This is a genomic window from Prevotella sp. P3-92 (assembly GCF_002251205.1).
Taxonomy (GTDB): Bacteria; Bacteroidota; Bacteroidia; order Bacteroidales; family Bacteroidaceae; genus Prevotella.
This window is the reverse complement of sequence record NZ_NPJE01000070.1, coordinates 95,603-108,412: the sequence shown is the minus strand read 5'-3', so window position 1 is coordinate 108,412 and position 12,810 is coordinate 95,603. Positions and strand designations below refer to the sequence as shown.

Below are 12,810 nucleotides of genomic sequence, written 5' to 3'. Positions count from 1 at the left end.
AACTTTGTCCTCGGTGATCATAGCGATTATTGTTTGTAAACTTTTGATTTTTTAGCACCTTAAAGTTACAACAATTTTCGCTAATCACCAAATTTTTAGACACTTATATTTCGTCGAACTCACGTTAAATATAGATTTCTGGCCATAGGCCATAGATTTTTTCAAAGATTTCCTCCAAGATTTACCTATGGTTTGTTTTGGCGTGACTCAACAGAGTGAACCGAGCTTCCCTCTGTCTTCGCTACTCCAAAACATCTTGCCGTAGGCAACTAACCCCCAATAAAATCTTTAATAGCGACATTATTCCGCCAACTAAGGAAACAAAATACAGCCAACTGAGGAAATAAAATACGGCCAACTGAGGAAACAAAATACGGCCAACCGAGGAAATATCAATAAAAAGTTGTATCTTTGCACACAAAATATCAAATATATGAAACTATGGAATACAAACATAGAATCGCAGATCAAATGCTAACCAAGAAACTGGCAAGCAAGGGAGCTATCTTGATAGAAGGCCCAAAATGGTGTGGAAAGACAACCACTGCAGAACAACAAGCAAACAGTATCTTGTATATGGATAATCCTGCCTCATTGGAAACTAATCTACAAATGGCAGAGATTGACGCTTCTGTTTTGCTGGATGGTGATACACCAAGACTTATTGACGAATGGCAACTGGCACCAAAACTATGGGATGCCATCAGATTTGAGGTTGACCATCGCCATGACGTAGGACAGTTTGTATTGACTGGGTCCGCAGTTCCTGCAGATGAAAAAGACATGCAACATTCTGGAACAGGGCGATTCTGTTGGCTGACTATGCGCCCAATGAGTCTCTATGAGTCTGGCGAATCAAATGGAAAAGTAAGTTTGGCACATTTATTTGAAACACCAGAAAAAATTGTTGCAGTTAACAAACTGAAGATAGACGATCTGGCATATCTGATTTGTCGTGGTGGCTGGCCATTTGCTTGTGGATTACAAGCAGAAGCTGCGTTGGAACAAGCCTTCGACTATGTGGATGCAGTCATCAAAAAAGATATTTCGCGAGTGGATGGAGTAAATCGCAACGCTACAACAACCAGATTGCTATTACGTTCATACGCCAGAAACCAAGGATCACAAGCTACCATCGGAACGATTGTGGCTGATATGATGACAAATGACGAAAATGAAATTAGTGTAAAAACAGCAGGTAACTATCTGGAAATGTTACGTAAGATTTTTGTAATAGAGGACTCTGAAGCCTGGAATCCTAACCTACGCTCCAAGACAGCTATCCGTACAGCGAATACCCGTTACTTCATAGACCCATCTATTGGAACGGCTGTTTTGGGACTTGGCCCTAAAGATCTTATTAATGACCTCAACACGATGGGACTCTTTTTTGAGACTCTATGTGTTCGTGATTTACGAGTTTTTGCTGATGCGCTGGACGGAGAGGTGTATCATTATCGCGACAAAAACGGATTAGAATGTGATGCCGTAGTACATCTGCGCAATGGAAAATATGGACTTATAGAAATTAAGTTAGGGGGTGATAAACTCATCAACGAGGGTGCTGAAAATCTATTAACTCTTGCGGGTAAAATAAATACAGAAAAAATGAATGAACCATCTTTCATGATGGTACTTACAGGAACAGGCGATTTCGCTTATCGAAGAAAAGATGGGGTTTATGTGGTTCCTATCGGATGCCTGAAAGATTAAAACCAAATGAATAAGCAGGAGTAAGATGTTAATTTTTGGGGGTAGCCTACGGCAAGATGTTTTGGAGTAGCGAAGACATAGTAAGAGCGCGCTTTTACTATGCTGAGTCACGACAAAACAAGCCAACTGAGGAAACAAAATACGGCCAATCGAGGAAATATCAATAAAAAGTTGTATCTTATTTTTGACTTTTCTGTATATATAGATACAGATCATTCATAAAGACTGCATGCAAAATGATACTTTCTTACCAAGAGAGCCTAATACCGAAAGGTCAGTCAATATAAATGGACGTTCTGTCCAAGTATTCTTGACTTCGCTTCCATTCGGAATGTACCTATTCAGCGTTGGCTCAACAAACAATGTCAACTTTGGTGCAAATTGATATTGTATTCCGATGTTAGTGTTTACAGCCCACTGCATAGGTGTATTATCTTACACTTAGCTTGAATGTCTTGCTCTGTCCATCCTTAGTTTCAGCCTTTACAATATACAAGCCACAACCAATATTCTTGGTCCAAGATGCTTGATTAATGCCTAAAGCCGATGTTACGAGCAAGCCTTCGAAATTGTATATACGCACATTAGCAATAGCTATATTAGGTGAACTCACCGTTATAGTACCGCTATTAGGCGAGAAACACTTGATATTAGCCTCATCATTATGTTGCTTCAAGTTGTAAGTAGATGTGGTGATGTAGTATCTACCATGCTCATTAGCCATAATGGATATTGGAGCATCGGCAGGAGTGAAAGTTCCCATCTTGGCATCAAACACAAACAGCTTATCAGTAACATAGCGGTTTGCTGATATTTCAACATTAACAGTTGCGCCATTACTCATCACATTTCCATCCACCTTAGCAATGATGCCCAACGGCAGGAAGTTGATGTTTGAGAGTTTGTTAAGAGCAACAGCCTGATTGCCCGCGACAGTATACACTTGCGGAACATCTTCAATATCAGAGTTGTTAAGCAACTCAACATCCTCATCATCAACAAATTCGTCGTCGGCATCATTGCAAACCACAACCTTAGCTGTAGAACACAGATGATCATCATTAACTACATTGATATATACTGCAGCAGGTTCCTGTACAGCAGTACCACCAGATATCCAGCGGTCTGTAGTCATCATCAAAGTAAAGTTAGCTTGACTAACCGTCTCGCCCTCCTTAACCTTAACAAAGAAGCCTTGCATTGGCTCAATGATATAATCTTGACTGCGGTTGTATGTACCCTCTGGCACACTATGTGCCTTAAGAACACCATCTACTAAAGTCCACACCTTACGCTCAAAGCTCGGGTTTCCATTTAGGAATTGATACATACTAAGCGATGCAGTATACGGATTGCCCACTATGTAGTAGCGATTATTGCTATGAGTATTGGATGTGAGCGGCTGAGAGATTTCGCCCAACAAGCCAGGCTCATTAGAGTATGGCACATTTAGCATATACTTTTCAGGCTTTGGCACAGAAACCTTCAAGTCAGAATACCCTCCATCTGGTTCAAAGTATTTATATTCCTCATCCTCCTTAGGCAGACGGAATAGCCATTTTGCCGACAGGGTTTTATATTGGTCGCCAGCCTTTAGAGCAAAGCCCTTGCCTTCAGAATAATTCTCGTTCAGCTTATTGTATACATGGCTCCAATATAGCGACTCTACATTCATCGAAGCATCTGATATGCTTTCTATGCTGATGTTATTGCCATCAAAATCGTGAACCTTATATTGAGTTCCGCCATCCACTACCTGCGTTTCGTTGCTATCCCAATTGCGCTGATACACTGGGGCTGCCACACGATTATCAGAAGTCCCATCGAAGTTCATTGCCGAGAAAGCAGTCTTCGATTCTTCCCTGCCTGTTGTTTTTGGCACAAAGAAGTCGCCAGCATAAATATTCTTCATTGGGGTCGATACGAGATTCCATTTGTTGCTCTCCACTTCCTTCTCCACGAAAGCCTTATTATATATAAGGTATGGCTGATTGAGCAGCTCAGCTTGTGCCTTGAAGAATATCTGGTCGCAGAGATTACCATGGAAAGTCTCACACTTAAACGTTCCGTTGCCGTCTGTAGAATGGTCGTCAGGGTCGGCAGTATTGTCGTTCCATGTCACCACAAAGTCGTATTCAATACCCGATGTAGCCTCCTCGCCCTTAAAGTTTGTCAACTTCGTAGCGATATTGTTACTCACACGATAAACGATATTGCCAAGTCCTGGATATACCAACTTATTTTCAGGTATAACAACCTTCGAGAATTTCATTGGCGTATAAGCCTGTTGTCTTGTCAATTTTGCATTAACCGGATTGCCACAAGTAGCCTCACCATAGTCTTCATAATTTTTGTCGTATAGCTCTGCTGCCGTAGATCTCTTCCAGTTCAGGTCGTTGTTCCAGTTGGCATTAAGCTTGTTTGCAACGGTAGGAAACCATGTAAGATACTCTGGCACCACCTTTAACGTTATGAACAAATCGCCAGGACATGCAGCTGTCGTAGTACTATTATGCAGTTCATACGAGAAGTTCAGCTCATACCAATATCCTTCATGCAGAATATCCAAGACATTATCGTCAAACACCAGTCCCAATGTCTTTTTTCCTGTTGCCAAAGTTTCTTCTTTCAACTTACCAACAATCTGTTTTGTTGAAGTGAAAGTAGGGTCGTTGCTGTCTGAGATAAATACCTTTTGATCATCAAGGAACTTAATCTCAATATTCTCGTCTTTTCCATTATTAAGTTCAACCACCGGCAATATCAGCATGCCATTGTCCGCCTTCTTCAGCATCTCCCTTATTTGTGGCAAACCGATGCGCACGGCACGGTCGTCGGTAGGATAAACCACTTTGTCGAAACCAAGAATAAGCTTCGGACCATCCTCCACAATACGAATAGTGAAGTACATAGGGTCTGAACATATTTCGTAAGTCACAGTTCCCTGCTTTATTGAAGTTGCAATAGGAACAGCCGCTATCTTGTATGTTCCCACCTGTTTAAACTTATACCCCGTAAGACTGTTGCTTACAGCCAATACCAATGTTCCCTCGCCTTCTACGCCAGCGATATATCTTTTAAGCAATGCATAGTCGGCAGGATTAGATGTTTGGAATGCTGCATTAAGAGAAGTTGCAGATTTATAAATAGCGCGATAGTTTCCTAACGCCTGCTGTAAGTCTGTGATAGAAGAAAACTTATTGTCTGCGCCATCTGGAGTTCCCACAAACCAGTCAAACTTCACGTTATTAAGCAAGATAGAGCCACCGCCCACTTTGTCGGCAGTCTCAAGCTTTGCATTAATATCCACATCAGGTGTACTATTGCCGTCGCACGACACTCTCACCGTAGTAACCACACTTCCGTTGGCATCAGATATAACCACCTTCTGCTGCACAATGCTGAACTCATCGCTATATGATGAGCATTCATCAGTAAACTTTCCCCATTCATCGGGATTGCCATCAGCATCAGGATAAGCCACCGAAACATAGAACTTCTTTCCCAAAGGCAAATCGAAGTGCCTGTTGTCAATCACCAATATTACATGTCCCTCAGGGTCTATCTCAAACGCCGAAGAAGAAGCATCATAGTTGGCAGGAATAGTTACCTCGCCATATTCGTCGGCAGTACCGTCGCCATTATAGTCGATGCCCGCAAACGGCTTGCCATCCATATCGGATATACGATAAAACAACTTCGACTCCTTGCCCACACCTGTTATAGCCTGCACATTTTCGTAGTGCGAAGTTATTTTAAGTGTAATCTCGTGGTTTGCTATGCTTCCGCTCTTAGCATCAGGACAAGCAGGCTGATTCTGCAGCACGTCCACCTTTGCATGCTGAATATATAGTCGAATATCGTCAATGGCATAGTCGGCACCATAAGTACTCGCACACATATTGTCGAGCACAATGCGGAAGTCGGAATAGTTTTCCACTCCCATATTCTTTCTCATCACTATTCGGCTATACACCTGAAACCAAGTACCTATCTGTCGTCCCTTTGTGTTAGAGGCAAAGTCGCCTGATGTGAATGATGTCAGCAGTCGCTGATGAGTCACCTTGTCGTTCTCATCCTTTATGATGCCATAGATTTTGAACAGCACCTGAGGTTGTACTGGAGCATTAGGACCTGTAAAGTCAGTAACCGCAGCCGAGAATATAAGACGTGCTCCCGAGCAAAAGTCAGCCTTAAAGTCGATAGAAGCTATCTGTCGGCTTTCGTCTGATGCATCCACATAGAGGAAATATCCATACTGCTTACCGTTAGTAATTGCATGTGTACGGTCATGGAGAACTGCGGAATTCCACCACTTGTACAAAGTCTTTCCTGTAGTTGAAGTTACTGAATTGTCAGAAATACCAGCCAAGTTAGCACTCTTAAACAGTCCATATTCGCCATGTATTAAAGCCTTCCCATTAGGACAAGCATAGTCGCGCAGCTCTGGATATACAAAGCTATATGCACGTCTGTCCCATCTTGAGGCATAATGTGCCATATTGTTCTCTACTGTAGGAGCTACCATGGTAAGCTTGTCGTTATCGTCGTCAAACGATATAGGCTTTGTGACTTGCTTATAATGCGATTCAAAATAGGCAAGTGTACGCTCATTATCGCCATCATCTGTCAGCTGCTTCATCGTCTTGGGATAAGTATTCTGATATAGAATCTCAAAACTGGCTATTGGAGCTTGGATAGAGTTATTATTATAGTAGGCGTAAGCCACAAGATACACTATACTACCGAATGTAATATTTGGTTTCGTAGTAGGAGTACCATCTAAGTTTTTCCAACCACTTCCGTTATTCATTAATGCGTTCATGGAAGTGGAATTGTGCAATTGTACAGTACCACTTGATATCAACACAGTATACTTTGTCTTTGTCTCGTCATAGGCAAGCCATACAAATCCATTGGCATTATAAAGTGTTCTCTTGTCGTAGTCGGCTTGTTTTATGCTATGCGCTTCGTCCGAAGAGAGAAGATGCCTTTGTTTACCATCTTTTGGTTTTAGAGGATAAAAGAAATAATTGCTCGGCTTATAGTTTACACGTACCGACATTTTTGCATTAGCATCCTTTGCACCAAACACAATACGGCGGTTGTCCTCTATCGTCAAGTCAGAGTCTGCGGTGCGAAGGTCGGTAGCTGTTGTTTTTATAATATTCTCTGCCATAGCCTTTGCAGGGCGAATATGGAAGATATAGCGTATCTGCAATGTAGGCTCGTGGGTGAAGTATTGGTCTTTGCCACTTACCATAGGTTCAAAGTCGGTATATTTGCTCACATCACATGCAACATCCTCACCTTTCCATGTAGCGTCATCGGCATCGGTAGGCGCTTTATACTTCACACCAACTTTATTACGGTTTGGACCGGAAGGTTCACTATTTGTCTTATTTTTCCATGCAAACAATCCACGTGCTTTGTCGTTATTGTCATTGACCTCTTTCAAGTTTGTAGTGTTATATACAGAGAGTCGTGGATTAGCCATGTCTGTATTATAGTCGTACCATCTGATGTAGCCTTTAGGCTCGATGTCTGTATCTTTTTCTTGAGTATAATTTTCAAACGGCAATGGTAAGTCTATCTCACGACCTCCCGTTACGTAGTAAGTATACTCATACTCATGCACCTGCTGCATCTCTATACCATATGGATTTCTGATATACGGCATGTCATTCACGCCTTTATAATGCGCAAACACACTCTTCTGGGCACTAACACTTGTGCTGACACAACATGCCAACACCGCTATCAAGCATACATATATATATCTAAACTTCTTTATCATATTATATCAAGCAGATTTATTCTTTTATTATTTCCACTCTGTACGGAATGGCATACTCCAAATCCTTTATGCCTATCAGTATCTGGTGAATGGCATAGCCATTGCGATTGCCCACCACGCCCTCTATGGTCTTTCGTGATGGCACAGCCACAGGCATGCGGTCGTAAATACATACTCCCTCAGCACCATCTGGCACCATCTTCTGCGTTTGCCATTCATCAAACCTCCATCCGTTTTCGCTATCGGTACCCGGAGTTAGCTCTACGCCATCGCTTAAGCGCACAACATAAGGGATAAGATGAAATTCGCCATAGCTCTTAAATCTTATGGTCAGCTTCTCGTCGTTTTGCTCCACTTTGGGCAATACGCCAATAGCTGTAAATTGCTCCACCTTAAATCTCACTCTATAGTTGTTTAGCTTTATAGGTATCTCCAAATAGTCATTGCGTGATATGGTATTCCATTTTGATAGTGCTGCACGTAGGTTCATCGTGGCATGGTCGGTCTTTACGCCCACTACAAAATAGTTTGGATTCTCTGCTACCGACTCGTTCACATAGAATGATATTATCTTCGGAGTCGTAGTCTTTGCCTCCACCACCACCTCAGGGTTGAAATTTATCACGTAGTCCTCCTTCGATGCCGATGGATTTAGATTTGGCTCCACGGCTGTGCCATTATCCCTGCCAGGCAGCAGATACAGATTATTTGCCTCGTTCTTGGTAATATCTGTTAGCGACACACTCCTCAACTTTATTTCGTTTGGCGTGTCGTTTGTTATCTTCAGCTTCACCTTAGCCACCATTCTTATCACTTCGAGATTCAGGTCGGCAGTAGTCTTCTTTATCTCTATGGTCTGCTTATTGCTCATAGGTATTCCCTTCGGAAAGTCGGCTGCCGTAAGCACATTGCCTTTCACGCTATATAGCTTGCTGTCAAAACCTGTAGGTAGAGGAGTGTTGGTGGTGGAATAGTCTATTTTCGAGTCTATTCCCACATCCTCCGGCTTTATATTGGCAAACGAATAAAAAGTAGTCTCGCCTGGATTTATTTTTGCCGTAAGCGTTCCAACCCAGCTTTTCTCCTCAGTATAGTCTTCGCTAACAAGCAGATTCTTGATAATGCCGTCCTGCACGATAATGACGAAGCAATTTTTCATCATCTCTCCCTTGTCGCTATTGTCGTCGGTCCATTCCAGCTCTCCGCTGCCTCGTGACAAAGCTCCGCCTGCAGATGCAAAAATATTTATGCGCACGCTCACAGGCTTGCTCTCCTCTGCCCACTCTTCATTAGTGTCAGCCGAGCAGCCACAAAACATCAAAGTTGCTATGAGTGTCAATATCGAAAGCGAAATATTCTTCATATTCTTTACATTATTATATCTTCGTCGTATATGCGCTTATTCCATTTCCTTACATGCAGGCTAACAATGATTTTTCCGTCCTCTTTGTATATCAAGAATGTATAGTAGTGGTTGCGCTGAATATCGTATGGTGTGCCTGTAGGCTTGCCGTCGGTATCATAATTGCGAAACTCCAGGGTGTAAGTGCCTTCGTGCTTACCATTTCTGTTCAGGTCAACGGTTATTGTCGATGGCGTAGCCCCAGTGCTGGTATTGTCGTATTCTGGTATGTATGTTGCTTTTCCATCCGTCAATCCTATGCTTGCCGCTCGGCTTTCAAGTACGTTTAGCGAATTGTCGAAGCGTAGCTCCTGAGTCTTATTTGCCGAGTTATAGTTCTTTGGCAAACAATATCCTTGAGTGTTATAGTTGTTGATGTGCATGCTACCTATGGAATATCCATACGATGCCATATCCGAGCGCATCTCCACTCTCACCTTCGCCATCGCTCTGAGCAAATATATCTGCTCTGTCATGTCTGTTTGTGTGCCTAATGTAAGTGCTGGCAGCGATGCCACACCCCACATAGGTATATATTTCCTTGTCTCAGTATCTATGTTGTATTTCAAGTCGGGTAGGGCGATTGTGCTTAGTTTCGCAGCATTGCAGTTAGCTACAATCATTATCTTCTTAGCCCTTGCAATATCGTCTTTAGCATTCTTCCATACTCCTGTTATTGCATATTTAGTGCCCGAAGGGTCGCTCATTGGCGTCACCGTTATAGTCTCCACATCTCCAATGATGTTGCCCATACCGTCGCAAATGGCTATACGTAAGTCGTCGGTGTTAATCATATTCTCATCTTCTATGCCTGGTTGCTTAGGGTCGTAGTTGTCCCACCCCTCGTTTGCGGCACGTGTAGATGCAGCGTCGGCAACCATCATTGTGAAGGCGACGCGCACATCGTTCTTGGCGATAGCGCCTACGCCATCGTCGTCCGAACATGCCGTCATTGCCACACACAGCAATGGCACAATAACTGTTCTAATTATAATATTTTTAATATGATAAAACATCAAGTGTCGATATCTTTTTCTATGATAATAAGTATCGTGTTTCTTACATTCCTACATTCTGCAACACCACTCTCCATGAGTTAACGAATATCGAGGCGCTAAGCCAGTTCATGCCGTCGTCTACAAAGAATACGAAGCTATATTCGTCTTGGCGGTCCAAATAGTCTTGGTCGGTCATATCCTTGTTGTAGTTGCCCTTAACGAGCAGCGCATAGTCTACGAGCGGAATGTTGAACACCAGTTTTCCATTTTCGTTGTTATAAACCTTTAGTCGTGGGTTTTTGTTTGCAAACAGTCTGTTCACAGTCATCTCAGCCACCACTGCCGACACCTGTGTTTCGCTCTCTTCTGCGCCCACAATGCCATCGTATTGCGACCATGGGCGATAAGTTATCGAGTCTTCTTTTATATTGTCGTTATAGCAATCAAGCCATGAGTTGTCGTCGTCAATCTCGAAGCTGAAGTCGCTTGCTTTCAACTTTTTGCCCGAGGCATTCTGTATCACCACTTTTATGTTGTTGGTATTCTTAGTCAGCGGCATGGCGAACGTCTTCACCCCGTAGTCGTCCATTCTCAGGTCTACGTTTCCCATCATACCGTGATACAGAGCGTTAAGGTCGTGGTCCACCTTTCTTCCGTCTCTGTTTATCTTGCAGTCCAGGTTTTCAATGCCATCTTCTGCCTTTCCTTTAGTTGAATATTTGTATGATCCGTCATACACGTTTTCGCCCTCTGCCCATACTTGTAGCGAGTATACGCATGGCTTTATGTCGAGAGTAATGTATCCTCCTGCAGCCTCTATGTCGCTTACAGCTTCCGTTTTGTCGAAAACCATTTCTCCGTTCTTGTTGTAAGCATGCAGCGATAGAGTCTTCACCTGTGAGCTGAAGGCATCGGCAAATTTCATATTCTTGTCGTATTTGAACTTCAGCCTTAGTTCTTGCTTACATTCGCCCATGTCTTCGTGCATCATCGAGCACGAGCATGCGATGATGGGCAATAGCATAGCCATAGATGCTACTTTCATTTTGTTCAATATATACGTCAAGTTTATCATAATTCGTTGTTTTGTGGGAGAATTATATAGGAGGTACGGCTCCCCCTCCATGTGTGAGAGCCATACCGCCTAAAAAAAAGAGTTGTTAATATTTACTATTTGCCAAGGCTTACATTCTGGTTTACTACGCGCCATTGCAGTACCTGAACGCGGGCAGCCAAAAATGTATTATCGTAAGAAGGCACAGTTGGGTCAATAACCTTATCAGGATTATATACTGGCGTACCAAAGCCTTTAATACCATTCAAAGTAATCTTGTAGAAGTGGTTGCGCACAACACCATATTCGCCAAGAGTTCCTGCAGTACCAAGGTGCCTTACTGGAACATAGTAGTATGCTTTACCATTTGTTCTGATTTCTGCCTTATCTGCTTCAATGGCTGCCAATACTGTAGCCTTATCTACTTCTGTGAAAGTAGGAGTGGTACCACTTGTTGTCTTGGTGTAATACTTCTTAGTAACACCTGCTGGGTCGGGTGCCAAAGTTGGAGTAACTTGATAATTCTTCATAGAAGTAGTAGGCTCAGCAAAGGTGATGTCGTCTTTAGCAAGCTGAGTATATGTAGAACCATTATCAGTACTTGTATAATACTTCGAGAATGTATTTGCCACCTGCGTCTTCAAGTTGTCTATTCCAAGAAACTCCACACCATTATATCTACATATCTCTGCTAAATGCCAATTGTTATACTCATCTTTGTATTTAAGAGTAGCTGCGACCAAGAATTTTGTCACATTGTTATCATATACATTAGTGATTGTGGCGTCTGGAGTGTTAGGCAATGTGTACAATACGTCATTCATCTTGGCCTTAAAATCGTTATACAAATGATTAACAGGCTGATTGCCGCCAATGCCTGCATCTAATGCTACAGATTGTTCCCAGAAACAACGGTGATAGTCGGATGTTGTCCAAGGGCTAAAGCCTAAATTTCCGTCAGTCCATGATTTGCTTACCTGCTTTTCTATCTCAGCCTTACCGTTCTCGTCAGCCAATCCCCAACCATCGATAACTGCATAAACGTCGTAAGCTCCGATTTTGCCTACAGCTGTTTTTGTACCATATTGGGTAGCATCCCAGTTTGTACCATTACCTTTCTCAAAGACATTAAGATCAACATTGGCAGTAACCTTAGCCACAACACGCTCTACATATAGGTCTACTGGCTTTGTCATGGCAGTTTCTTGCGAAGTTGCTATATGACCTGCAACAAGCGAAGCACAAACATCTTCACCTGTATTTACATATACTGAGTTGCTCATTACAAAGTCAGATAGAGCACCTGTTGACGCATCCTTTTTGTAGAAATTTTGACCTACTGCAGCTTTACGAAGTTCGCTCAATCTCATAGTTGCGCCATTCTTGAGAGTTGCAGGCTCAACAGTCTCTGGATTAACAACAGCCATAATAGCAGCAGGAGCAGCATTCTGTTCACCATTGATTACGAGTACGGTTTGCGTAATCTTCTCTACATTTGCTGATGAGCCAGGAGTAGTGGTATCGTCTCCAGGGGTAGCCTCAAGATAGTTTACGCTTCCACCACCTGTTACTCCTGTAACATTAGGATTCTTGATAAGATAAGGCGAACCATCACCATTGAAGAAGTAGAAACGCACCTTTTTGATTTTGCTTTCCTCCTCAGTTCCATTCTCATACTCTCCGGCACGGGTAGGAGTTGTTCCCACATTCACAATGTTCACAGCGAGATACTGCGGATCACTACCAGGTTTTGTTGCTCCACCTTCGATGTCGTTGTCCGAACTACATGCACTCATCATCAATGCAGCGCATGCCAAAGGGAAAAATTTAAATATCTTCATAATAC

6 protein-coding genes are annotated in these 12,810 nt (G+C 42.6%); 1 reads left to right on the top strand and 5 read right to left on the bottom strand.

What is annotated here, in order from left to right:
- The first annotated feature begins 441 nt into the window (after positions 1–441).
- A complete protein-coding gene (locus CIK93_RS12975) occupies positions 442–1,713 on the top strand; it encodes an ATP-binding protein (protein ID WP_094447593.1) in 1,272 nt (423 codons plus the stop codon).
- 430 nt (positions 1,714–2,143) lie between these two features.
- Here the strand turns inward: CIK93_RS12975 and CIK93_RS12970 are convergent, their stop codons facing one another.
- The 5 genes from CIK93_RS12970 to CIK93_RS12950 all read right to left on the bottom strand — a co-directional run bounded on the left by CIK93_RS12970 (position 2,144) and on the right by CIK93_RS12950 (position 12,805).
- Positions 2,144–7,510 carry a T9SS type A sorting domain-containing protein gene (locus tag CIK93_RS12970; protein WP_144007588.1) on the bottom strand — a complete coding sequence of 1,789 codons (5,367 nt, stop codon included), beginning with the start codon at positions 7,508–7,510 and terminating at the stop codon, positions 2,144–2,146.
- A gap of 16 nt (positions 7,511–7,526) precedes the next feature.
- Positions 7,527–8,873 (bottom strand): DUF4906 domain-containing protein, encoded by a 1,347-nt coding sequence (locus CIK93_RS12965; RefSeq protein ID WP_094447591.1) that lies wholly within the window; start codon positions 8,871–8,873, stop codon positions 7,527–7,529.
- Positions 8,874–8,878: 5 nt separating this feature from the next.
- A complete protein-coding gene (locus CIK93_RS12960) occupies positions 8,879–9,865 on the bottom strand; it encodes a FimB/Mfa2 family fimbrial subunit (protein WP_094447590.1) in 987 nt (328 codons plus the stop codon).
- A gap of 106 nt (positions 9,866–9,971) precedes the next feature.
- Positions 9,972–10,955 (bottom strand): FimB/Mfa2 family fimbrial subunit, encoded by a 984-nt coding sequence (locus CIK93_RS12955; RefSeq protein WP_158215526.1) that lies wholly within the window; start codon positions 10,953–10,955, stop codon positions 9,972–9,974.
- A 125-nt stretch (positions 10,956–11,080) separates the two neighbouring features.
- Positions 11,081–12,805 carry an Mfa1 family fimbria major subunit gene (locus tag CIK93_RS12950; protein WP_094447588.1) on the bottom strand — a complete coding sequence of 575 codons (1,725 nt, stop codon included), beginning with the start codon at positions 12,803–12,805 and terminating at the stop codon, positions 11,081–11,083.
- Positions 12,806–12,810 lie beyond the last annotated feature (5 nt).